27 protein-coding genes, 1 tRNA gene and 2 pseudogenes are annotated in these 21,638 nt (G+C 70.8%); 12 read left to right on the top strand and 18 right to left on the bottom strand.

The features are described 5' to 3' along the window. Nucleotides 1–82 precede the first annotated feature (82 nt). The 4 genes from ACFQE0_RS26955 (at nucleotide 83) to ACFQE0_RS26940 (ending at nucleotide 1,558) form a co-directional block, all read left to right on the top strand. A complete protein-coding gene (locus ACFQE0_RS26955; RefSeq protein ID WP_378975020.1) occupies nucleotides 83–268 on the top strand; it encodes a hypothetical protein in 186 nt (61 codons plus the stop codon). A 70-nt stretch (nucleotides 269–338) separates the two neighbouring features. Continuing rightward, nucleotides 339–413: transfer RNA gene (locus tag ACFQE0_RS26950), tRNA-Gly, on the top strand. Between the two features lie 262 nt (nucleotides 414–675). After that, on the top strand, nucleotides 676–1,281 hold the full coding sequence (locus tag ACFQE0_RS26945; RefSeq protein ID WP_147025401.1) for a metallophosphoesterase: 606 nt from the start codon (nucleotides 676–678) through the stop codon (nucleotides 1,279–1,281). A 1-nt stretch (nucleotide 1,282) separates the two neighbouring features. Beyond that, nucleotides 1,283–1,558, top strand: a complete 276-nt coding sequence (locus ACFQE0_RS26940) for a hypothetical protein (protein WP_147025402.1) — start codon at nucleotides 1,283–1,285, stop codon at nucleotides 1,556–1,558. Here the strand turns inward: ACFQE0_RS26940 and ACFQE0_RS26935 are convergent. The 11 genes from ACFQE0_RS26935 to ACFQE0_RS26885 form a co-directional block, all read right to left on the bottom strand. Beyond that, nucleotides 1,555–2,493 carry a hypothetical protein gene (locus ACFQE0_RS26935; protein ID WP_174804893.1) on the bottom strand — a complete coding sequence of 313 codons (939 nt, stop codon included), beginning with the start codon at nucleotides 2,491–2,493 and terminating at the stop codon, nucleotides 1,555–1,557. The genes ACFQE0_RS26940 and ACFQE0_RS26935 overlap by 4 nt on opposite strands. A 2-nt stretch (nucleotides 2,494–2,495) precedes the next feature. Next, entirely contained in the window at nucleotides 2,496–3,029 is a 534-nt protein-coding gene (locus ACFQE0_RS26930; RefSeq protein WP_147025403.1) for a hypothetical protein, read from the bottom strand. Nucleotides 3,030–3,031: 2 nt separating this feature from the next. Next, nucleotides 3,032–3,358: a hypothetical protein gene (locus ACFQE0_RS26925; RefSeq protein WP_147025404.1), complete on the bottom strand. Its 327-nt coding sequence runs from the start codon at nucleotides 3,356–3,358 to the stop codon at nucleotides 3,032–3,034. Further along, nucleotides 3,358–3,555 (bottom strand): hypothetical protein, encoded by a 198-nt coding sequence (locus ACFQE0_RS26920; RefSeq protein WP_378975018.1) that lies wholly within the window; start codon nucleotides 3,553–3,555, stop codon nucleotides 3,358–3,360. The genes ACFQE0_RS26925 and ACFQE0_RS26920 overlap by 1 nt, the downstream gene beginning before the upstream one ends. Continuing rightward, entirely contained in the window at nucleotides 3,552–4,706 is a 1,155-nt protein-coding gene (locus tag ACFQE0_RS26915; protein WP_378975016.1) for a hypothetical protein, read from the bottom strand. Before ACFQE0_RS26915 ends, ACFQE0_RS26920 begins: the two co-directional genes overlap by 4 nt. 101 nt (nucleotides 4,707–4,807) lie before the next feature. Beyond that, nucleotides 4,808–5,104 carry an iron-containing alcohol dehydrogenase gene (locus tag ACFQE0_RS26910; protein ID WP_147025406.1) on the bottom strand — a complete coding sequence of 99 codons (297 nt, stop codon included), beginning with the start codon at nucleotides 5,102–5,104 and terminating at the stop codon, nucleotides 4,808–4,810. Nucleotides 5,105–5,165: 61 nt separating this feature from the next. Next, entirely contained in the window at nucleotides 5,166–5,582 is a 417-nt protein-coding gene (locus ACFQE0_RS26905; protein WP_378975014.1) for a hypothetical protein, read from the bottom strand. 230 nt (nucleotides 5,583–5,812) lie between these two features. After that, complete coding sequence (locus tag ACFQE0_RS26900) at nucleotides 5,813–6,184, bottom strand: hypothetical protein (RefSeq protein ID WP_147025408.1); 372 nt, start codon at nucleotides 6,182–6,184, stop codon at nucleotides 5,813–5,815. Between the two features lie 11 nt (nucleotides 6,185–6,195). After that, the gene (locus ACFQE0_RS26895) at nucleotides 6,196–6,339 is read right to left on the bottom strand and encodes a hypothetical protein (protein WP_378975012.1); all 144 of its coding nucleotides are present in this window, start codon (nucleotides 6,337–6,339) and stop codon (nucleotides 6,196–6,198) included. 219 nt (nucleotides 6,340–6,558) lie between these two features. Then, nucleotides 6,559–6,786 (bottom strand): helix-turn-helix domain-containing protein, encoded by a 228-nt coding sequence (locus ACFQE0_RS26890; protein ID WP_345998672.1) that lies wholly within the window; start codon nucleotides 6,784–6,786, stop codon nucleotides 6,559–6,561. 247 nt (nucleotides 6,787–7,033) lie between these two features. Then, nucleotides 7,034–7,429: a hypothetical protein gene (locus tag ACFQE0_RS26885; RefSeq protein WP_378975010.1), complete on the bottom strand. Its 396-nt coding sequence runs from the start codon at nucleotides 7,427–7,429 to the stop codon at nucleotides 7,034–7,036. 59 nt (nucleotides 7,430–7,488) lie between these two features. On the opposite strand from ACFQE0_RS26885, the gene ACFQE0_RS26880 reads away from it, so the two are divergent. Continuing rightward, the gene (locus tag ACFQE0_RS26880) at nucleotides 7,489–7,956 is read left to right on the top strand and encodes a hypothetical protein (RefSeq protein WP_378975008.1); all 468 of its coding nucleotides are present in this window, start codon (nucleotides 7,489–7,491) and stop codon (nucleotides 7,954–7,956) included. 94 nt (nucleotides 7,957–8,050) lie between these two features. Here ACFQE0_RS26880 and ACFQE0_RS26875 read toward each other — a convergent pair whose 3' ends face one another. Continuing rightward, nucleotides 8,051–8,344, bottom strand: coding sequence for a hypothetical protein (locus ACFQE0_RS26875; protein ID WP_378975006.1), 294 nt, complete (start codon nucleotides 8,342–8,344; stop codon nucleotides 8,051–8,053). A gap of 249 nt (nucleotides 8,345–8,593) precedes the next feature. Beyond that, the gene (locus tag ACFQE0_RS26870; RefSeq protein WP_147025413.1) at nucleotides 8,594–8,911 is read right to left on the bottom strand and encodes a hypothetical protein; all 318 of its coding nucleotides are present in this window, start codon (nucleotides 8,909–8,911) and stop codon (nucleotides 8,594–8,596) included. A 428-nt stretch (nucleotides 8,912–9,339) separates the two neighbouring features. Here ACFQE0_RS26870 and ACFQE0_RS26865 point away from each other — a divergent pair, with 428 nt between their 5' ends. Further along, nucleotides 9,340–9,879 (top strand): hypothetical protein, encoded by a 540-nt coding sequence (locus ACFQE0_RS26865; RefSeq protein WP_378975004.1) that lies wholly within the window; start codon nucleotides 9,340–9,342, stop codon nucleotides 9,877–9,879. A gap of 439 nt (nucleotides 9,880–10,318) precedes the next feature. On the opposite strand, the gene ACFQE0_RS26860 is transcribed toward ACFQE0_RS26865, so the two are convergent. Continuing rightward, nucleotides 10,319–10,678, bottom strand: a complete 360-nt coding sequence (locus tag ACFQE0_RS26860; protein WP_147025415.1) for a hypothetical protein — start codon at nucleotides 10,676–10,678, stop codon at nucleotides 10,319–10,321. A gap of 346 nt (nucleotides 10,679–11,024) precedes the next feature. Here ACFQE0_RS26860 and ACFQE0_RS26855 point away from each other — a divergent pair, with 346 nt between their 5' ends. Together ACFQE0_RS26855 and ACFQE0_RS26850 are read left to right on the top strand one after the other, a co-directional pair. Beyond that, complete coding sequence (locus tag ACFQE0_RS26855) at nucleotides 11,025–12,431, top strand: hypothetical protein (RefSeq protein WP_378975002.1); 1,407 nt, start codon at nucleotides 11,025–11,027, stop codon at nucleotides 12,429–12,431. A 20-nt stretch (nucleotides 12,432–12,451) separates the two neighbouring features. Continuing rightward, a complete protein-coding gene (locus tag ACFQE0_RS26850; RefSeq protein ID WP_378975000.1) occupies nucleotides 12,452–13,099 on the top strand; it encodes a hypothetical protein in 648 nt (215 codons plus the stop codon). 942 nt (nucleotides 13,100–14,041) lie between these two features. On the opposite strand, the gene ACFQE0_RS26845 is transcribed toward ACFQE0_RS26850, so the two are convergent. After that, nucleotides 14,042–14,479 (bottom strand): hypothetical protein, encoded by a 438-nt coding sequence (locus tag ACFQE0_RS26845; protein ID WP_147025417.1) that lies wholly within the window; start codon nucleotides 14,477–14,479, stop codon nucleotides 14,042–14,044. Nucleotides 14,480–14,995: 516 nt separating this feature from the next. On the opposite strand from ACFQE0_RS26845, the gene ACFQE0_RS26840 reads away from it, so the two are divergent. Beyond that, a complete protein-coding gene (locus ACFQE0_RS26840) occupies nucleotides 14,996–15,229 on the top strand; it encodes a hypothetical protein (RefSeq protein WP_238235544.1) in 234 nt (77 codons plus the stop codon). A 78-nt stretch (nucleotides 15,230–15,307) separates the two neighbouring features. Then, nucleotides 15,308–15,460, top strand: a complete 153-nt coding sequence (locus ACFQE0_RS26835) for a hypothetical protein (protein WP_210250374.1) — start codon at nucleotides 15,308–15,310, stop codon at nucleotides 15,458–15,460. Between the two features lie 16 nt (nucleotides 15,461–15,476). On the opposite strand, the gene ACFQE0_RS26830 is transcribed toward ACFQE0_RS26835, so the two are convergent. After that, nucleotides 15,477–16,610 (bottom strand): DUF2235 domain-containing protein, encoded by a 1,134-nt coding sequence (locus tag ACFQE0_RS26830; protein ID WP_147025419.1) that lies wholly within the window; start codon nucleotides 16,608–16,610, stop codon nucleotides 15,477–15,479. A 244-nt stretch (nucleotides 16,611–16,854) separates the two neighbouring features. Between ACFQE0_RS26830 and ACFQE0_RS26825 the strand changes: the two genes are divergently transcribed. Then, nucleotides 16,855–17,286, top strand: a complete 432-nt coding sequence (locus ACFQE0_RS26825; protein WP_147025420.1) for a LexA family protein — start codon at nucleotides 16,855–16,857, stop codon at nucleotides 17,284–17,286. After that, a pseudogene (locus ACFQE0_RS26820) lies at nucleotides 17,283–18,572 on the top strand (Y-family DNA polymerase). The gene ACFQE0_RS26825 and the pseudogene ACFQE0_RS26820 overlap by 4 nt, the downstream one beginning before the upstream one ends. Before the next feature lie 216 nt (nucleotides 18,573–18,788). Here ACFQE0_RS26820 and ACFQE0_RS26815 read toward each other — a convergent pair. Together ACFQE0_RS26815 and ACFQE0_RS26810 are read right to left on the bottom strand one after the other, a co-directional pair. Next, nucleotides 18,789–19,007, bottom strand: coding sequence for a hypothetical protein (locus ACFQE0_RS26815; protein ID WP_147025422.1), 219 nt, complete (start codon nucleotides 19,005–19,007; stop codon nucleotides 18,789–18,791). 124 nt (nucleotides 19,008–19,131) lie between these two features. Beyond that, nucleotides 19,132–21,575 (bottom strand): annotated as a pseudogene (locus tag ACFQE0_RS26810) (heavy metal translocating P-type ATPase). Nucleotides 21,576–21,638: the final 63 nt, after the last annotated feature.

Raw genomic sequence — 21,638 nt, 5'->3', positions numbered from 1 at the left:
GGCGAACCCGGGCTGGCTTGTTCGTGATGTCACGCGCTGTGGTTCGCTCCGTCCGGGTGTGCCGCGAGGGGGAGCGCACGCCATGGCGCAAAAGCCCGACGAACGGTCCGTCGCGGCCGAAACGGTCGTCGTCGCTGGAATGGCGATCATCGTAGGCGCCTGCCTGTTTGAATGGTGGGTAATCTCGCCCGACCATCCTGGACACGCGCTGCTGCGCGTCCTGGCGGCATGTCTCGTAGCGACGATCGTGATGGCAGTCTTTGCGTGAGATACCCGCCAGGGAAGCGCGGCAGGGACGTTGACTCGGACCTCTCGAATGGTTCAGAAACTCCTCCGACGCGGGCGTAGTTCAGTGGTAGAACGTCAGCTTCCCAAGCTGAATGTCGTCGGTTCGATCCCGATCGCCCGCTCCAATCCCTTTCCCTATAGCTGACAGGCCCTTGCGAGGCGTTCTTCACGCGCTTCGCGCTGCCCCTGAAACGGCGGGATACAACGGGGATACAACGCCCCCTCGAATCACGGCCCCTCTCCGAAGGCCAGGGAAGGGCTAACCGTGCCCCGCGTCGGCTCTTGCCGGGCGGCCCCCGATCCCCGAGGATCGCCCCATGACGCACGCCCCCTCGAAACGCTTGCCGGCCTGAAGGCTAGCCACCCCGTCCGGAAATCCGGACGGCCATGCGTTCCGTTCGAGGGGCCCTGCCCGTGACGACCTACCTGACCTCAGACACCCACGTGGGGCATGCCGGCATGATGTCCGACCGGATGGCCCGGCCCCGCCCGTTCGCCTCGATCGAGGAGCACGACGAGTTCCTCGTCAGCATGTGGAACAACAGGATCCGCCCCGGCGACCGCGTCTTCCACCTCGGCGATTTCGCCTATGGCTGCAGCCTCGCGCACGCCAGATCCGTGTTCGATCGCCTCGCCGGGCACAAGACGCTGATCCGCGGGAACCACGAGCAGAGGGGAGAGCGCCTGCCGTGGGAGGGCGGGATCCACGACGTCCTGCGGCTCTCGATCCAGGACCGGGGCATGCCAGCACCCGTCGACCTCTGGCTGAGCCACTATGCGCATATCACGTGGCCGGACGCCCACCGCGGCCGGATCCACCTCTACGGGCACAGCCACGGCTCGATCCCGCCGACGGCCCGGTCCTGCGACGTCGGCGTCGACGCATGGGGCTTCCGACCCGTGACCATGCCCGAGGTCATGGAGCTGCTCGCCGATGTCGCCCGGCGCGAGGGCGGCCCGGCCGCGGCGGCCGCCCTGGCCGAGGCAGCCTGACATGAGGGGCGGCTACACCTACAGCGAGCCCCCCGAGGGCGCGGTCACGTGCATGACTTGCGGGCGGATGGCTATCGGGATCTCCCGCGCGGAGGCGGAGCGCCGCGTCGAGGCGGCGAACGCGAACCGGCGGCCGGGGGATGCCCGACCTCCGATCACGGTGGCTTATTTCAGCTGCTGCATGCGCCCCCGGTACAGGCTGGCCAGGCTCGGGGATTGCCCGGACGGTGCGACGTACTCGTCGGTCCTGTGCGAGCGCCTGGACGAGGGCGGCTAGCCCGAGCCGCCCCGGTTCCGGCGGTAGAGGTTCACCGTCCGCCAGATCGCCACCCGCACGGCGTCCGCGTCGTCGCCCCGTACGGGCATCGACCAGACCTCGCCCGTATCGTCGCGCCAGAACCGCATCAGAATGTAGCGCTGCCCGACCTCGCACCCGTCCATGACGTCGGGATCCCGGCGCCGGAACAGAAGCGCTCGGCCGTGCTCGACGCCGACCACCTGCCCGAGAAACTCGTCGATCGGCTCGGCGCGCTCCTCGTCGTGCAGATGGAAGGGCGGGCACGCCACCCGGTGCGGCTTGCCGAGGGCCGGCTCGAACTCGATGCGGTCCTCGGCGTGGGCCTTCGTCCAGAAGCCCATGTCGAAGGTCAGCGCGAGGGCGGGTGCCCCGGCCGGCGCGGGGGCGACCTCGCCCGCGGAGGGCGGCGCCTCGGGCTCGGGCGTCGGCTCAGGGGCCGGGACCTCCGCCTCATCCTCCTCCACGCCCTCGGCATCCATGGTCGCGACCACGGCCGCGCCCCGCTCTCGACGAAGCCGGAGCCGCTTCTCCGCGAGAGGCGTCATCGGCTTCGGCGCCGGGATCTTCGGCTTGGCGGCCCGCGCCGCGATCGCGGCCTCGGCCCGCTCGCGTCGGAGCTTGGCTCGCTTCAGTGCGAGAGGTGTCGGCGGCGAGATCGCGCCGCCGAAGTGGTGCCGCAGGACTTCGTCGATCGGGAGCCCCTGCTTCACGTACCAGGGCTTCTCGTCGGCCGGGGCCGGCGCCTCCATCATGTCGACGAGGTCGGGCGCCTTCTCTGCGGGCGGGGCGGGCGCCGGCTTCGGGTGCACCAACCGGGCGAGCTCGCGCGGCCGGTGGAAGGGCGCCGCGACGGTCTCGGCGACCCACGCGCGGTGGGCGGCGACGTCGCCGGCGGGCAAGGGCGGGCGGGCCATGGCTACTCTCCTTGCCTGGCGAGGTCGATGCTGACGAGCGCGGCGACGTCGTCTGCCGGGGCCCGGGTGACGCGGGGGCGGCGACGGCGGAGCTGTCGCGTGCCGAGCATGACGTCGGCGAGGTGACCGAACGCGCGGTCCTCGTCGGCGCCGTTGACGCCGACGACCAGGTCGGGCGTCACGACGAGCAGGCGGTCCGTGTGCCGGAGCGCGACGCGCTCGGGCGCCGCGGAGGCGACCCGGCCGTTGAGGAAGTGCTGGTCGAGACGGAGGACGAGCGCGGCGTGCTCCGCGCTTCCCACGCGGCGGACCCGCCACCCGTGGAGAAGGGCCGGCCCGGCGTCGCCGTAGGAGGGCCGAAGGACGGCGAAGCGTCCTGCGCGCGTGAGGGGCGCGGCTTTCCAGATGCGGTCCTCGGCGAGCTCTTGGGCATCGTCGATCCGGCTCGTCTCGACGACGAGGCCGGGGTCGTACGTCCTGCCGTCCGGCCCGAACGGGAGGTGATGCGGCGTGACGGTGCGGCGGGTCCAGGTCATGGCTACTCCCCCTCGTTCCAGTTGAGGAGCACGGCGGAGTGCCGGCGAGCCATCCCGGCCTGACCTTCGAGCTCCTCGGCGCGCTCGGCGAGGAGCCTGCCGAGGACCGGGGCGACCCACGGCGGGATGGGGCGCCACGCCGGGTTGCGGTCTCCGTTCGGGAGGCGCTCGGGCGCGAGCCACCGGAAGGGCAGCCGCGGATCGAGCGTCGCGCGCGACCCGTCCGGGTGATGCGGCCCGAGCAGGCGGGCGAGCGGCCGCTTGAACTCCTCGCCGAGCAGGAGGCGGGCCGCGAATTCCAGGGCGTCCGGGTGCAGGGGCAGGGCCATCACAGGTTCTCCAGGTTCAGCGTCGGGCCGTTGAGCGTCCGGCGGACGGCCGCCTTGACCCGGCGCCGGCCGACCTCCAGGCCCCGGCGGTAGGCGCGGACGAGGGCGCGGTAGGCCGCGGTCGGGAGTCCCTGCGGCACCTGCAGCTCCGGCCTCACGCTCGCTTCCTGCACGAGATCGTAGTGGCCCGGCTTCACGCAGGGGCGGAGCCCCAGCCCCCGCCCAAGGAGCCGATCGCCTCGATGGCGACGAGGTCGGCGTGGTGCCGGGCGGCGTCCTGCAGCCGCACGCGGGCGTCGAAAAGCAGGCCGTAGGCTCGGTCGCAGGGGGCATGTCGCCCCTCCTCGTATGCGCCTATCCAGACGAGGGCGGCTCCGTACGCGTCGAGCGCCGCGTGCTCGATCGCGCTGACCGACGTGAGCCACGCCTGCGGCGCGTCGGCGGGCGGGGTGCTCGCGTCGAGCGCGGCACGGACGAGCTCCGCGACCTGAAAGTTGGCCATGGCGTGCGTCGGCACGACGGCGAGCGGGACGATCTTGCCGCCGCCGATCCGGACCGGCTTCGGGGTGGGGGTGCGGGTCGCGCGTGCCTGCTGCTGCTGGGCCGGGAGGGGGACTGGGGCCGGCCCCGGCTCGGGCCCGACTTCTTCCATGGTGAGGACCGCACCCGCCTCCCGCTCGGCCGCGCTGAACTTCGCAGGGTCCCGGCCGCCGAGCAGCGAGACGATCTCGGCGGTCGCGTCCTGCGCCCGCTCGAAGATCATCGGGAACGTGACGGTCTGGAAGACGTCGGCGTCGTCGACCCACGCCTTGACGACGCGGAAGCCGGCGGCGGGCGGGTTCTCCATCGCGACGCGGTCGTGCTCGGAGAGCTGCTCGCCGAGGATTGCGCCGGTCGCGCGGATACCGTCGAGCAGCCAGGTGTCGAGCCTGCTCGGCTTGCCGTTGACAGCCCTGCGCTCGATCTCGGCGACGGCCTCATCGCGCTCCCGGTCGTGAGCCCGGATGCGGGAGAGGATCTCGTCGCGCGAGAGGCGCTGCGGCGCGGCCGAGGCGGCCGGGGCGGCGCAGGCCTGCTGCAACTGCGCGGGCTGGGCCATCGCCGGTGCCGCCTCCTCGGCCGTGCGCTCCAGGATCTCCTCGGCGTCGCGGGCGAGGTGGGTGCGGATCTCGGTGAAGTCGCCGCAGAAGCCGGACGCCTCGCCGTGCCAGATCTGCCAGGCGCCCTGGTGCCGGTGGACCGAGACGTCGCTGCCGCCGAGGGCGGCGTCGTAGGCGCGGACGACCGCGCTCATGTTGGGGGCGCGCTCGATGCGGGAGACGGCCGAGAGGATGGAGGACTTCGTCATGTTCGCGGTGTCCCAGCGAGTGAGGGAGCTGCTCTGAAGAACTGCTCTATGTCCATCAATCTATGGACCACCCCTGCCGGGCGCAAGGGCGGCCAAGCTTTTCAGTACGAGTAGATCCCGTTCGCCCGCCGCATCGCTCTGGGCATCTCGGCTCGGGCCTCCTCGTAGTAGGCGAGCAGCCGCGCGCGGAGATCGATCGCCTCCTCCAAAAGCGGGTGCCGCGCGAATCGGGGGTGCGTCACGATGATGAGGCGGCTGCCCAGGCCGGCCCCGATCGAGGCGCGCTTCCCCCAGACCGCGAGCTCTTCGCCCGGATGGGCTGGCTCGCGTCCCTTGTAGAGGAAGCCGGCGTCGAGCTCGGCGATCGCCCGGCGCGCCTCGATGACGGCCGGGGTCAAGTCGTCGAGGTCTAGGCGCGGAGGAGACCCTTCCAGCTCAGGTTGATCCGATGGCCGGGGGTCAGCCGGGGCCGCGGGCCGCCCTCCCACCAGGGCTCCCCCGGAGCGGAAAAGGGCGCGGCGCAGCGGCCTCCTCGACCGCCGGGGCAGTGGGCTGCTCGGGAGCGGGAGCGGGCTCGGCCGCGCCGGAGGGCAGCTTCTTCAGCAGGGCGAGTGCCATCTCGCCGGCCTCCGCAACGCCGCCGTGGAGCCGGCAGTAGGCGCGGACCGCCTCGACGGGCATGCCCTTGTACTCGGCGCTCCCGTCGCCCGGCTCGAACCAGGACTGGTGAGGGCCGAGGCCGCTCGTGTCGATCTTGGGGTCTCGGTGCCTCGGCGGGGCGTAGAACATCACCGTATCCGAACCCGGGTCCTTCGAGACGGAGATGTAGACGTTGTCCCTGAGGCGGATCTCGGTGGAGCGGACGGCTCGGGTCACTGGCTTACTCTCCCTGCGTATCTTTCGAGTTCGGCGGCCTGACTTCGATACGAATCGGCCCGCTGCGCGCAGAGCCGGGACAGCCGCGCGTCGATTGAGGCGGCCGCCGCGGCGAGCTTGGCGTGGTGCCGCCACTGCGCCACCAGCGTCCGGCTGCTCGGGCGGCGGAGGTCGCGGAGCGGCGCGCGCTTGACGACGTTGCCGGCATCGAGGCCGCCCGGCAGCCAACCCTAGTAGAGAGTGACCGTGCGGTCCGCGTCGCAGAGGGTCGTGGTCGCGTAGGGGCTCACGATCGCCGCGGCCGCCTCCCGGTGCGGGCTCTGCAGGCGGTCGGCCGCCTCCTCCCTAGCCTGCAGATCGGCGAGGTGACCTCGGCGGAGGCGCCAGCCCAGGCCTCCGCGGGGGCCCGGGGCGTACTCAGTCCACCCGTAGCTCGCGAGGACGTCCATGAAGTTTCGGGACCGCTCGTGCCAGTCCAGCGGCAGGATCCGCCGGGGGCCGTACATCGTGAGGTACAGCTCGCGCGGGCCGAAGCGCTCGCCCCCGCGCTCGGCCACGAGGCGGTCGCGGATGTTGACGTGCCACTCGTCGGGTCGGCTCATCGCGGCCTCCTTCAGAACGGGATGTCGTCGTCGGTCAGGGCGAGCTGCAGCGCGCGCGGGGGCAGCGGCGGGAAAGGCAGTTCCGGCTCGTGCTCCAGGCGCCGCTCGCGCTCGACCTCTCGGGCGTGATCGCGCGCGCAGCCCTCGGGCATCACGGTGCAGTGCCGCGAGACGAAGAACTGGCGGTCTTCGTCGAGGCCGACGTGGATGCGGTAGCGCTCGCCGGCCCGGATCCCGCGGCCGCAGCCGGCTGTCGCAGACGTGCGCCTTGCGGGCGACCGCGTCGCGCCAGACGCCGCCGTCGGCGAACGTGGGCTCCGGCGGATCCGGCTCGAAGTCGATGTCGGGCCCGTAGTGATAGCCGGTCAGGTCGATCACGGGCGCGTCTCCCCGGCGGGCACGTAGCTGACGACGCGCTGCAAGCCGAGCGCGTCCAGAACCGCGTCGCCGGGGGCGCGGCGCCCCTTCCGCACGTCTCCGACGTATTGCGCCGACACGCCCGCCGATGCGGCCCACGCCTGCTGCGAGCCGGCCTCCCGGATCGCCTCCTCCAACCGCAGCAGGACGTCCTCGCCCTGCATTTGCCTCACCCCGCCAGACACCACCGCCTCCTGAAAACCAAGCCTCGGATCCGCTCATGCGCTGACCCGCTGATGTGAAGGTCGGCAATTCGCCGGCAGTTGTCCAGAGTGATGGATCGGGTTTTTCAGTGAATCCACTTATTTGTATTTTGCAAGTTACAAGAAACCCGCGGCGGTTGGGAGGTTCGGCAGATTAATTTGGCCTGAAGCGCATATTTCCGAGTACGACCACTTGCGAGATGCTTGCCTGAGTGGGACGCTACGCATGTCAGCGTATTCGCTGACCCGGCCGATAGAGCCGGCCACCCCGGTTTCTGGAGACCCTCTCATGGCCCCGCCGATCGAGTTCGGCACCGTCTGGCGCTGCGTCGGCATCCACCGTCGTTACGGCAACGAGCTCCCGCTCTGGCTCTGCGACGAGCCGACCACCGCGTTCCGCGACGCCTACAAGCGGGCCCGCGGCATGCTCGTCGGCGTCGGCTACAGCTGGACCGATCGCGGGCACGACCAGCCCCGCCTCGTGGCGTGCTGGTGGGACATCGGCGTCACCGTCGACGTCGCCGCCCTGCGCGCGGAGGTCGACCGCGTGGTCGCCGAGGCGGCCTCCGAGCGCGAGGCGAAGGCCCGCCGCGAGGAAGAGCGCCACGTACTCGACGTCGCCCAAACCGAGATCGCGGCTCCCCCGATTCGTTCGGCTCTGCGCACCCTCCTCGCGGAGCGGCCGTGGACCCTTGGGCGCGCGCTCACCGAGGCCCGCGATCTCGCCGCGGCGGAGGCTGGACGTCGTGGGGGCTCCGCAGCGCCGAGCGCTACCTCGACAACGCCGCGGGCAACATCCGCCGGGCCGAGGAGCGCCTCGGACGGCCGGCCCCGGCGCTGTGGTTCGCCCGGGCCGCGGATCCGGCCGTCCGGGTGGCCGCCCTGGAGGCCTGCCAGCACCTGGGCTCGCTCGACACTGATTGGGCAGCCGATCGCAACTCGATCGGCTGGTCGCAGGCGACGTGCTGGACCGGGCACGTCCTCTCGGAGCGCGAGGCCCTCGACCAGGGCGAAGCCGCGCACGCCCTCGCGCTGCTGCAGGGACACCGGCTGCAACTCGCCGACGAGCTCAACGTCCGCCTGTTCGGCGAGGCCCCGAAGCGGCGCCGGCGGGCCAAACCCGACGCGCCGGCTGGCGCCTTGCTAGTCTGAGGCGGACGATCACCCCGCGAGAGAGGAGGACACGATGCGGTTTCTGGGACGGTTGCTCGCGACGATCCTGCACATGATGCTGGAGATCTTGCTGCTACCGCTGACGCTGCTTGGCTGGCAGCCCAAGCCGACAGCGTCGAGCGTTGCGGCGGCCGCCCTCGACGCCGTCCGCCGCGACGAGCCGGGCGAGCCCCTCGCGCCGGTCGTGCGCAAGCCATGCCCGATGGCGGAGCTCGTGCAACGGCACGCCCGAGCGCGGCTCTTCACGCACGAGCAGCACGCCCCAGTCGATCCGCTCCCGAGCCCCCTCGCGGCATGGGTCGCCGGGCTCGACGCGACGCAGCTCGGCGAAGTTCTCGGCTGCCCCGCGAGCCGGCTGCAGCGCCATATCAACGCCGGCCTTGGCGGGTCTACGGCACTTGGCCCGTTCCGCCTACCGCCGGTCGTCGCGGACGCTGTGCCGGCGGGGATCGCCGGCAAGGGCGCCAAGGGCGGGACCGGGGGGCCGAGCCGCTCGGTCGACGTGGCCGAGCTGCTGGCAGAGCCGGGACAACGCCCGCATACAGCTACGGCCCGAGCCGCTAGACGCGGGCCACCCCATTTACCCCGAGCCCGCCGGTCACCCCGGCGGGCTTTTTCATGCGCGGTCCCTGACTGCCGCGAGGACGTGCGAGAGGGCGTGCTCCGCTCGATCGGCGCGCTCTCGCTCGGCACCGATCGCCCTCGCGCATGAGGCGAGCTCACGGCGGAGGCGGGCGGTCTCGACCTGCGCCGCGGTGGCCTGCTGGCGCGCGAGGGCGAGTTCGTGGATGAGTTCCGAGACCGCATCGACGCCCCGGCGGCGGTCGGTTTCGACAGCGCGGAAGAGGTCCTGGACCGCGAAATGCCCCATCATCAGGCCTTGAGCCATCCGCCCCGAGACGTCCGCGGTGATGTGGGCGGCGTGGTGCGGCATGGGGACGTCTCCAGTGCGGGGCGATCTCGTGCTCCCAAGGTGGGCCTGGCCGGAGTCCCGGGTCAAGAATCTGGGGAAGCCGTCCACAATCGACGGTAAACGAACCCCTGGCCCCTTGTGCCTTGCCCTGTGCGCCCGAATCGAGCGCACGTCGGGCCGACGTCGGACCAGATGTGCCTGCCGCTCCCGGAGGCCTCCGGGCATGGGGTGTCGGCGCCGTCCCGGGGCGCGCCCCGCACGGGCGCCGAGGGGCCATCGTCCGGACGGCATCCGAATTGGAAACTCGATTCTTAAATCCGCAGCCTCGATTCTGGATCTAGGAGTAACGGGGGGATTAGTCCTCGCCTCGCAAACCACTCCCGAGGGGTCACTGTTTTTGGGGGCCTGGTGTGTTGGCCGTCTCACCGGCTAGGGCGAGCCTCCCGGGCATGGCCAGCACCCGCATCAGGCTCGACGTCTCTGCCCTTCGCCGGGCCGGGATCACGAAGGCGAAGGAACTCCGGTCGGCGCTCGACGAGGCGGTCCTCTACCTGGCGGCCTGCGCCCGGAAGCGCCTGCGCGAGGTCGCCGCCGAGGTCTTCGACCGGCCGACCGCCTTCACCCTCGATGCCTTCCGGTACCGGAAGCTACAGGGCGAGGCGCCGGCCGCGCTCGTCTACGTCCTGCCCACCGCCGCGCGCTACCTTGCCCTGGTGGTATTCGAGGGCGAGCGACGTCCCGGCGATCCGAGGACGGTGTCCCGCGGCATCCTCGTCCCTGGCCGCGATGCCGTCCTCGACCGCTTCGGCAACCTGCCCCGGTCGCAGATCTCCCAGGCCGAGGCGGAGGGGGCCCGGTGGGTCCCGACGCAGGGCAACGCCGAGATCCTGATCCTGCCGGGGCGGGACCACCCCCGGATCATCGCGGCGGCGGAAGACGTCGCGACCTACGAGCCGAGGCTCCCCTTCTATGACGGCCTCAGACGATAAGGAGGGGGATGGCGCTCTGCACGTCAGCGTAGGGCGCGCCCCGGATCGTCGGCTGCCCGCCGTTCAACTGGCTCCGGAATGCGGTCGCCTGACGCCAGCTAACGCCACCGTCGAACGAGATTTGCACGATCGCGGTGTCGGTGAGCGTGCCGCCCGCCCGGCGCGAAGCCGACGAGCAGCGCCGTGCCGTGCCTCACGGCCCGAGTGATCGCGTGCGGGACGTGCTCACCCCTCAGTTCGCTCGGTCGCACGATGACGCGTGTGTGCGGGTAGCCCACGGGGTTGCACCATCGCCTGCCGGAAGGGGCGCCCGGACGGTGGGGCTTGCCCCAGGCGCCAAGTCGTTCCAGCGAGGGTCAGGCTCTCGGCCCGCCGTGCGACGGACAACACACCACTCATCGCGACGAGGGTGGGTCCGGTCCCCGGGAAGGGCCTGGCGCTAGGCCACGGTGTCACGCGAGATCCGGGCGAAGAGGGCCGGAACGGTCGCGGCGGGCAGGTAGCCCCGGAGCTGCAGGGCGCGAGCGGCCCGGCGTACTAGGCCCTCGACATGGACGGCGTTGGGATGCGTCCGCCCCCGGGCCCCTTGGGAGCCGGTCAGCGGCGCGTCGCGGATCGCGTCGACGATGGCGCGGTCGAGCTCGCGCGGATCCGGCAGGCCAGCGGCCTTGCGATCGGCACGCTCCTTCCGTTTCCGCTCGGCATCCTCGCGCCGGCGCTCATCGGCTGCCATCTGCTCGATGATCGCGCGATGGCCAGGGGTGCGCTTGCGCGCGGGGGAGAGAGCGGCCTCGGACATGCCCGAATGATGCTCGCCCGGGACGCAAGGATCTAGGTCGCCCGCCGTGCAGATCCCCACCACCGGACCAGCTCCATGGCGTGAAGATTTGCACCACCTTACCGCCTCGGCTTCACCCCAGTTTCCCTCTAGGCTCCAGCCTGGGGCGGATGCGGTCTCGCGATACAATACTAATTGGGCTGACCATTCTCACCCGTCCCAGCCGGCCTCCCCGCCCTCTCTACCGCCCGCCGGGTTCTATATTTTAGTATTAGGGGACCGCCGGAGCCTCTGTCCCGAGCCCGTTCGTAGCCGCCTCCGCAGAGGGGAATGGGCTTGTTCCTGCCACGCCGAGTAGTACCTTCCGGTGGTGCAAATCTGCAAGCGTGAGCTCATGCCCGCCTCGCCCGAGCCCTCCGTCCCGTCCGCCCGCTCCCGGCGAGCGCCCTTCGTCCCGGGCGTGCGCGGCGACATGGAGGCGGCGGTCGCCTCGCCGGAGGCCTTCGCCAAGGTCGCTCCGTCCGTGCCGCGCCCGGTCGCCTACCTCCTCGACCGCCGGCTCTGCGCGATCCCCCGGCTCGGCGCGCGGGACGTGGCGCTCTGGGAGTGGGTCGTCTCCTACGCGATCGCGCAGCATCCCGACGGCCTGCCGGAGCGGATCCACGAGCCGGCGATCCCCGTTCGCCCCGCCCTCGTTGCGATGAGCGGGCGCACTCGGCTCGTGCAGCCGCGCGGGCTCGCGGACAGCCTCGTGCGTCTCCTCGGGGGCGAGCGCCAGGAGCTGAGCATCGACGGTGCGTTCCGCGCGTCACTCCCGGAATGGATCACGCCGCTCCTCCGCCGGGACCTCTACGGCTACCTCGACCTGGCCGCGCTCGCGCGCTTCTCCACCAAAGGCGCGCCGCTGCTCTATCGCCACCTCGTTGGGCGCCTCGCCGCCGACCGTGTCCGCTACCTGCCGGACGCGCCTTCTCATGTCGTCACGGTGCCCGTAGCAGAGCTCGGCGAGATCCTCGGCATGCCGGCCCCGCACCGTATGGGGCCGCTCCGGATCCGCTATCTGCAGCCTGCGCTCGACGACATCGCCGACCACGTGACGGCCTTCACGGTCGAGGCCGAGGAGGCCAAGGACGAGCGGGGCCGCAACCTCGCCGTAGCGTTCTCCGTTCGCCTGCGCCCACCGGAAATGCGGACGTCAGCCGCACGGCTACTACCCGCGGAGGACCTCTCGTTCCTGCAGGCGCACCCGGACGCGCCGGCCTTCCAGCTCCGGGCGTCAACCCTGGTGAAGCTCGGAAGCGCGCTCCCCTCTCGCCGGGTGACCCAGCCGAAGGCGGGATCGCGCCGTCGGCCCGTGGCTGCCCTGGGATCGGAGATGCATGCCTGGCGGCGGATCTGGCTCGCCGCCCTGGACGAGGCGCTCACCGGCTCCGCGCTCACGCCGGGCCATGAGACGTCGCCGTACCGGGGGCAGCGCCTGCTCGAAGCGATCACGAGGGACGGCGCCGACCAGGCGTTCTGGGCCTTCGTCATGGCCGAGGTGGAGAGCCCCGACCTGCAGGCGCGCCTCGACACCGGGGCCGGCATCGAGCCCATCCGCATTCTCGCGGCAGCCGAGCGGGCCCGGATCCTGCGCTTCCGGAACGCGCGCGCCGACCGCCGCCGCGCGTTGAGGCATGCGCGGGCCGAGGGCACGCTCCCGCCCTCGACCCCGAAATCGAAAATGACCGATTTGCAGCCGATGACCGCTCCCGTCCCCGTCGCCCCCCTGTAGCCTCAGCGCCCGAGCCCGCCGTGCCTGAGACCGATGCCGCCCTTGTGGCGCTGCTCTCGACCGAAGAGGCGCGAGCCGAGGCCAAGAAGCTGTGGTGGTATTGGCAGCCCGCATCCGAGTTCCCGCGCCTGCACGCGGCCGCGACGGCCAAGCTGCTGCTCGACGAGGATCTCGACGGGCAGTTCCCGATCTTCGCCAGGGCGGACGAGGCCATGGGGGGCGAGTACCGGGCGAACCTCGCGAAGCTTGTCTCGACCTTCGACCTGCCCCGGCAGCTGCACGAGGATCGCGTCGCGACGCGAGTGCCCGACTTCATCGACGCGGACCTTGCTGAGACGCTCGTCACCTTCCTCGGCCGCACGTTGACGGTGCCGGTGCAGAACGGTGTCACCGCCGACCCGAAGAGCACGCTCCTTCGCGACCGAGCCTTCGTCCGAGAGCGGGTGGTGAAGGCCCGGGCCGAGTGGCAGGAGCGGGCCGCGCGCCGGGGCGATGCGTACGTGCGCGGAAAGCCGCGGACGTTCGAGCAGGTCCAGCGCGAGATCTACGGCGGCGCGCCGTTGTTCGTGGCGACGGTCAAGGATCGCGACGGGTTCAACCGCGCGGCCCCGCCACCGCCGGCCCCTCCACCCCAGCCCGAGGCCAAGCCCCCGGCGAAGGCCGAGTAGGAGCGCCCTTCGGAACCTTGGCCGTGTTGCCGCGTTTGGTCCCTTGGGCCTAGACTGGTCTAGACACTATCACAATCGGTGCACCCTCTCTAAGGCGCGGCGCGCAATAGGCGATTCGGTCCTTCGCGCCGGGGGGCTGCCACATGTTCAGTGTCTCCTCGTTCACCGAGGACATCCCCTCTACGGCTCGGACAATCCAGGCGTCATCATCTTGAAGCGCGCGGTCCAAACCCACTGCGTCCTCAGCTAGCACGCCGACAAGCTCACCGTCGTCGAAATGTGCCGGGTCCGGATCTGCCGGATGGACACCCTCGCCGAGAACATCCACCGGTCCCAGGCGGCCTGGCGCAAGGGCGAGCACTGGCCGCCTCCTCGGCGGCCACTACGATTGCGCACTTCCCCTGTAGCGAGCCTACCAGATCGCCGAGGCGAGCGCCCTGAGGAAGGTCGCCTTCGGGGTCGAGACTCCACACCTTCCCAACATAGCCGCTCCCTCGCCAGCCTCGGCCGCCCAGGTCCCCTAACCCCCGGTGTGTTGTCCGTCGCACGGTTGGGCTGTCTGCTAGCCGGACGCCACCACTCGGCGCCGGCGACGCCTCAAGTCTCCCGTCGAGCGAGGATGTGCCTACCAGAGACCGTGGGTGGCGGCAGCCTCACGCGAGCTGCAGACGCCCCAGCCTACAAAACCGCCCGCGGCCGGCGCCTGGCTCGCCAAGGAGCCTAGCCCCCGCATCCTCCTGGATGCCCGCGGCCTCTACGGTAGCCGCCAGGTCGCGGCACGGCAAGTAACCCCGCCATCCTCCAGTGTACCCGTGAGGTCGGGGTCGACTTCGACTACACGGGGCCAGGTCACCACGGTTGTGGCGCACAGGCAGGTCGCTCGGGGCTGAGGCCGCCCCCGCCTCGAGGGAACTGGGGTGACAACACGTTGAGCTCGTCACCTTAGGTAAGAAGCTCAACCTCAATGTTGTCGTGGCACCAAATCTTTCCAAAAGGAGTATCAACCTCAATGTGAAAAAGATCAACCTGACCAGACCTGTGGAAGTACATCAGATTTTTGTCTTTGAGACAACCATCAACTTCGCAAATGATGTAATCGCGTTTGTCGTATCCATCTTTTGATGACCACGACTTGATGCCGATATACTTTAGAACCCGGCCTTGGTAGTCATCTTCATTTCCAATGAGGTCGCTTGGAGAGAGACGAACCTGCTCCTTCTTCGTCGGCGCGAGTGCCGACTTGGCCTGAGCCCAGGCGCGGCGCATCGCTCCAGCAATGTGAGCCCGTGCGCGTTCACCAGCAATCGAGGCAGCCTCTCTGGCCAAGTTCCAGGCCTGGCGCATGATCGCGCCGAGATCGTATCGAGTGCTCTTTGACATTCTGACGCATCCATCGAATACATAGATTTCATGCACGATGTTGTTGCCAGATTATCGAGATGTCCAGCTAACAGGGCTGTAATTGTTCGGCGCTATATCGCGTGCGGCTCAGAGAGTTGCCACGCGGCAGGGGGCGACATCTCTGTGGCCCTAGCGCGGGTCAGAAGCGGTCTTACGCGCCCGAAGTTGGACGCCTTGGCAGAAAGTGCCAAACCGCCGCCTGATCGCCGAGCGAGGCGCTATCGCGGCTGCAGACCGCTGTTCTTATCCACAGCCAAAGTACGGTTTTCCGTGGCGCCCCCGCTATCGATGTCCCGGCCGAGCCGGGAGTGGCCATTCCGCCGTTATGATGCAGCGCAGCAAGAACGGTGGTGCCTAGTCTCCGAGGAAAGGCCAGGCCGTCGGGCGGCTATCAACAAGGTCCGCTCGGCGACACGGATGAGGGCGCCGCCCTGACCGCGGAGGCCCTGAACGCCGCGATCGAGTTTCTCGACGAGTTGCTCGCGAAGCGCGGTGATGAAGATCCTGCTCCCTAGACCGGTCGTCGCCCTCTGGAAGGGCGAACTGCGGCGCGCCGGACGCCGGGAGATTGGCGGGGTCCTGATGGGCGAGGCTGTCGCCCCGGACACGTTCCGTGGCGTCGAGGCCAGCGTGCAGCGCGCCGGCGGGACCGCGACCAGCTTCGTACGCGACCTCGGGCATCATGGCGACGCGATCGGCGCGCCCTATCGAAGGACGGGCCACGACTAAACGCGGTTCAACTACCTCGGCGAATAGCACTCGCACCCGTCGTTTCCGACGGCGCCCAGCCGCGATGACCTCACCACCATGCATGAGCTTCTCGCGCAGGGCCGGATCAGCGCGACCTTCGCATGCCTGTTGATCGTGCGGCTCCGGCTCTTCCGCCGCCTCGACGTGGGAGCCTACGTCTTCACGCCCGAGGGCGGGATGCAGAGCGTGACGGTCGTGCGCGAGCGGTAGCGGCCGGCGTCGCCGACTACACCGGGGTCGCATCCTCGGCCTTGAGCGCGCCCGTCACGCGGGCCGGGTCGACGCGCAGCCTCTCGATCCAGTCCGCGAGGTTGGGCGGCCGGTACCCGGGATTGTCACGCCAGCGCGCGAAGACGCTGCCGTCGATGGTCTCGTTGATCCGCCAGGTCGTGCGCTCGGAGCCGACCGCGGGCGGCGCCCCTACCGGCCGGTGGAAGCGCGGCGTGAACAGGCGCAGGAGCCTCGGGCCGAAGGCGGCGTAGGAATCCGCGATCTCCGCGTTCGGGGCGGGCGCGTCCAGGGAGAAGCCCGGCCGAAAGGCGAGGCCGTGCTGGGCCGCCTTGTCCAGGATCCACTTCAAGGGGGCCTGGGCGAGGATGTCACTCGGGTAGCCGCCGCCGACGTTGGCGTGGGCCCCGACGAACCAGCGCTGCTCGATCGCATCGAGGCTCCGGCGCGGGCAGGTCGCGACCTTGTCGTTGTCGGCGGTCTGCGTCCAGAAGGTCGGCTCGAAGGCCCGACGCTGCTCGTCGAGGGCGAGCGCGTGGAAGGCGTAGGTGTTTGAGCGGTAGAGGTGGGTGTCGAGGAAGCGGTACTTCGCGACCCGGGTGCGCAGGCTCGACAGCGGGTTGCCGACCGATCCGACCGTGTCCCATATCCCCATGAACTTGACGTCGGCGGGCACGCAGTGGGCGACGAGCCAGCGCTCCTCGATGCCGGCGAGCCGCGCCGGGTCGGTGACGAGCAGCGTGCGGATCGTGGGCTCGGTGCGGCGGCGGTAGCGGGCGTAGAGCTGCTCGATCGAGAGCGGGGCGCCCGGCCGGAGCACGCCGCACTTCGAGATCAGGCCGGACAGGCTGCGCGCCGCGTAGGCGCCACGGCTGAAGCCGAAGATGAAGATCTCGTCTCCCTCCTCGTAGGCCTGGACGAGCCAGGTGTAGGCGTCGACGATCTCGTTATCGAGGCCGTAGCCTACGATCCCGCCGCGCACCTTCTCACCGATGCGGGTGCCGACGCCCTGGCTGTAGTAGACGAGCTGCCCGGGGGCCGTCGGGTCGCACAGCGACTTCAGGCGCCAGACGTTCGTGTTGTTGTTGAGCGTGTTCCAGGTGCCGTCGAGGAAGATGGCGAGACGCTTCATGGCGGATACCCCCGGTATCGCGGGACGGCGACGTGAGGCGGTCCGGACCGGCCCAGGCGCAGCTCAACGCTCACGGACCGGCGACGTTCCTGATGCGTTCCTGGGCGGGCCCGGCGACGAGCGCCAGCGCCCTATCCCCGTTATCCACAGCCCTCCACCGCGCATGCCGGAGGCCAAGCTCGGCCGCTTGGCGGAACCCGGCCGCCATGTTCCACTTTTGTTCCGTTGGATTCGGAGCACGCGCATGCAGGTCTCGGGCGTCACGATCGGGTTGCCGACACCGATCCCCATCCTGGCGAAACCCGTGCGTGCCGGCTTCCCGAGCCCGGCCGACGACTTCATCGAGGAGGAGATCGACCTGCAGCGGCTGCTCGTCGCCAACCGGCCGGCCACCTTCCTGGTGCGGGTCGCCGGCGACAGCATGATGCTCGCCCGCCTCTTCGACGGCGACCTCGCGGTGGTCGACCGCTCCCTGACCCCGCGCAACGGCGACGTCGTGGTCGTCGACATCGACGGCGAGCGCTCCTTCAAGGTCTGGCGCCGCCAGGGGCCCCGGGTCACGCTCTCCTTCGCCAACCCGCGCTTCCCCGAGTTCCGGCTCTCCCCGGACGCCGTGGTCGAGGTCTGGGGCGTGGTCTCGGGCTCGGTCAACCCGAGGCGCCGGAGCGGCGAATGAGCGCCCGGGCCTACGCGCTCTCGGACGGGAACAGCTTCTACTGCTCGTGCGAGCGCGTCTTCGACGCGAGGCTCGCGCGGGTGCCGGTCATCGTGCTCTCGAACAACGACGGCTGCGCCGTCGCCCGCACCAGCGAGGCCAAGGCGCTCGGCATCCGCATGGGCGAGCCGTACTTCAAGATCCGCGCGCTGTGCCGGGCGCAAGGCGTGCGGGTCTACTCGTCGAACTACGCGCTCTACGGCGACATGTCGGCCCGGGTGAACGCGGTCTACCGGGGGTTCTCCCCGCGCATCGAGGTCTACTCGATCGACGAGAGCTTTTGGACCTCTCGGACGTGCGCGAGCGCGACCGTGTGCCGCTCGCGCGCGACATGCGCGAGACGGTGCGGGCCTGGACGGGGATCCCGACCTGCGTCGGGATCGGGGCGACGAAGACGCTGGCCAAGCTCGCCAACCACGTCGCCAAGACGGTGCCCGAGCTCGGCGGGGTCTGCGACCTGACCGACCCGGTGCAGTACGACCACTGGATGGCCCGCATCGCGCCCGACGAGATCTGGGGCGTCGGCCCGGCCAACGCGCGCAAGCTGGAGGCGCTCGGCTGCGTCAGCGCGGCGGACGTGCGCGATCTCGACACCCGGGCGGTGCGCAAGGCGATGACGGTGGTGGGCGAGCGCCTAGTGCAGGAGCTGCGCGGGGTGCCCTGCCTCAACCTGGAGGAGCTCGCCCCGACCCGGAAGGGCTGCGCCGTCACCCGCAGCTTCTCCGACCGGGTCGAGGACCGCGCCACCATGGAGCAGGCGGTCGCCGCGCACGCGACCCGGCTCGGGGAGAAGCTGCGGCGCGAGGGGCTCGGGACCGACCACGTCACGGTCTTCTTCCACACCTCCGAGCACGACCGCGACCGGCCGCAGCGCTCGGTCTCGACGGTGGTGACCCTGCCCGAGGCCACGAACGACACCCTGGTGCTGCTGAAGGCGGCGACGCACGGCGTGCGCAAGGTCTGGCGCGACGGCTACCGCTACGCGAAGGCGGGCGTGGTCACGACCGACCTGGTGCCGCTGGCGGCCTCGCAGCGGGCCCTGCCCGGCTTCGGCCAGGCTCGACCGGGAGCACGGGGTCGCGTTGATGGCGGCGCTCGACGCCTGCAATCGCCGGTTCGGGCGCGGCGCCGTGGTGCCGGCGACGGCCGGGCTCGCCGAGAAGCGCGACTGGTCGACGAAGTTCGAAATGCGCTCCCCCCGCTACACCACCCGGCTCGACGAGTTGCCGGTCGTCGCGGCGGCCTAGCCGGGCGAGCCCGGCCCCTCCCTTTAATGTGATACAACGTCAGGAGGTTGTGCTACATTAGACGGCGCTCATCCCTCGCGCCTTCGGAGGCTTTCCTCTCCGTGGGCAAAGACCGGCCCTGTTGGTCGCCAGCGCGCGGGGCCCTGCGGCGCGCTCCCCCCGATGCAGTGCGGCCAGATCGACCGGGCGAGGCCCGCAACGCGCCCGCGGTTCCCGCTAGCCGCGCTTGGTCATGTTCATGGGCATGCCCTCGCAGCAGCACCCGCCCTTCTTCCCCTTTATGGCGCCGTGGTTCATGGCCATCCCGGTCTTCATGCCGGGCTTGCCGCACATCATGGCGCCCTTGTCCTTGCCGCCGCCGCAGCAGGACATCGCCATTACCGGGGACGGCGCCATCAGCAGCAGGGCGGCCGAGGCCAGGACGATCCGCTTCATGGTCTTTCCTCCGTTTCCCGCGGGCCCATCATAGCGGTGCTCCCCTCAGCTGCTCCGTAGGGCTTCCCGCGATGGGAAGGTCAAGGCGTAGCGCAAGCCGCCCGAGCTTCCCGCACCGTCTCCGTCAACCAAGCCGCGCCGTCCGCAGGCGCAGGGCGTTGCCGATCACGCTGACCGAGGAGAGCGCCATGGCGGCGGCTGCGATGACCGGTGAGAGCAGGATGCCGAGGAACGGGTAGAGCACCCCCGCCGCGACCGGCACGCCAGCCGCGTTGTAGATGAAGGCGAAGAACAGGTTCTGGCGGATGTTGCCCATCACCGCCCGCGATAGGCGGCGCGCCCGCACGATGCCGAGGAGGTCGCCCTTGAGCAGCGTCAGGCCCGCGCTCTCGATGGCCACGTCCGTGCCGGTGCCCATCGCGATACCGACGTCCGCCGCCGCGAGCGCGGGGGCGTCGTTGACGCCGTCGCCCGCCATGGCGACCACCTGACCCGCCGCCTTGTGGCGCTCGACCACGGCGGCCTTCTGGTCGGGCAGCACCTCCGCCTCGACCTCCTCGATGCCGAGCCGGCGCGCCACCGCTTCTGCCGTGGTGCGGTTGTCGCCGGTCAGCATCACCACCCGGATCCCCTCGGCCCGGAGCGCGGCGAGCGCCTCGGGCGTCGTCGCCTTGACCGGATCGGCGATCGCGATGACGCCCGCAACCTGCCCGTCGACCCCGGCGAAGATCGCGGTGGCCCCGTCGCGCCTCAGATCATCGGCCTCGGCAGCCTGGGCCACCACGTCCACCCCCTGCTCGCGCAGGAAGGCGGCATTGCCGAGCGCCACCCGGCGGCCCTCGACCGTGCCGAGCGCGCCCTTGCCAGTCGGGCTGTCGAAGTCGGCCACGGGGGCCAGGCCGATGCCGCGATCCTCGGCCGCCTTCACGATCGCCACGGCCAGCGGGTGCTCGCTCGCGCGCTCCACGCTCGCCGAGAGGCGCAGCACGGTGGCCTCGTCGAAGCCGCCCGCCGGCACCACCCGCGTCACGGCCGGCTTGCCCTCGGTCAGCGTACCGGTCTTGTCGACCACCAGCGTCGTGACCTTCTCCATGCGCTCCAGGGCTTCGGCGTTCTTGACCAGCACGCCGGCCTGGGCGCCGCGGCCGACGCCGACCATGATCGACATCGGCGTGGCGAGCCCGAGCGCGCAGGGGCAGGCGATGATGAGCACCGCGACCGCCGCCAGCAGTGCGAAGGTGAAGCGCGGTTCCGGCCCGAAGGCCATCCAGGCGACGAAGGCGAGCGCCGCCACTCCGATGACCGCCGGCACGAACCAGCCGGCGACTTGGTCGGCGAGGCGTTGGATGGGGGCGCGCGACCGCTGGGCTTCGGCCACCATCTGGACGATGCGGGCCAGCATGGTGTCGCGCCCGACCTTGGTCGCCTCGACGACGAGCGAGCCGGACTGGTTGAGGCTGCCGCCGATGACAGAGGCGCCGGCCTCTTTGGTGACGGGCATCGATTCTCCCGTCACAAGGCTCTCGTCGACGGAGCTGCGACCCTCCACGACAGCGCCGTCGACCGGCACCTTCTCGCCGGGCCGCACGCGCAGGCGGTCGCCAACGCCGATGGTGTCGAGCTGCACCTCCTCGTCGGTGCCATCCGCCCGGATGCGCCGGGCCGTCTTCGGCGCGAGGTCGAGCAGCGCGCGGAGGGCCCCGCCCGTGCTCTCGCGGGCCCGCAGCCCAAGACCTGCCCGAGCAGCACCAGCACCGTGATGACGGCGGCCGCCTCGAAATAGGCCGGCACCGCCCCGCCATGCCCACGCAGCGCCTCCGGGAAAAGCCCGGGCGCCACGGTCGCGACCACGCTGTAGAGCCAGGCGACCCCCGTCCCGAGGGCGATCAGGGTGAACATGTTGAGGTTGCGGCTGCGGACGGATGCCCAACCGCGAACGAAGAACGGCCAGCCGGCCCAGAGCACGACCGGGGTCGCCAGCGCGAACTGGATCCAGTTGGACGTCTGCTGCCCGAGGCGCTCCGTCAGGCCGAACAGGTGGCCGCCCATCTCCAGGACGAAAACCGGCAGGGTCAGGACGAGCCCGACCCAGAACCGCCGGGTCATGTCGACGAGCTCCTCGCTCGGGCCTTCGTCGGCGCCGACCATCGCCGGCTCCAGGGCCATGCCGCAGATCGGGCATGCCCCGGGGCCGACCTGCCGAACTTCCGGATGCATCGGGCAGGTGTAGATCGTGCCCTCGGGTACCGGGTCGGCCTTCGTCGCGGCTTGGCCGGGGTCGACATAGCGGACCGGGTCGGCCTCGAACTTGGTCCGGCAGCCGTTCGAGCAGAAGTAGTAGGGGTGGCCGCCGTGCTCAGCCCGGTGCTTCGTGGCGTGCGGGTCGACCATCATCCCACAGACCGGGTCCTTTACACGGTTGGCACCCGCGTCGTTCGCCGCGATGCCGGCCTGGTCGCCGTGCGCATGGCCGTGGGCGTGCCCGTGCCCGTGACCGGCATGGCCGTGGCCGCCCGCGCAGGCATGGCCTCCCGGGGCGGGGTGATGTCCCTGTGGCGCGTCGCTCATGACCGCTCCTTCCGCATGGCCGAGGAGGCACCGCCGGCCCACGAGCGACCCGACGGCAGCCGG

The sequence above is a fragment of the Methylobacterium komagatae genome, assembly GCF_042661665.1.
Lineage (GTDB): Bacteria > Pseudomonadota > Alphaproteobacteria > Rhizobiales > Beijerinckiaceae > Methylobacterium > Methylobacterium komagatae.
This window is presented reverse-complemented; position numbering and strand designations above follow the sequence as displayed.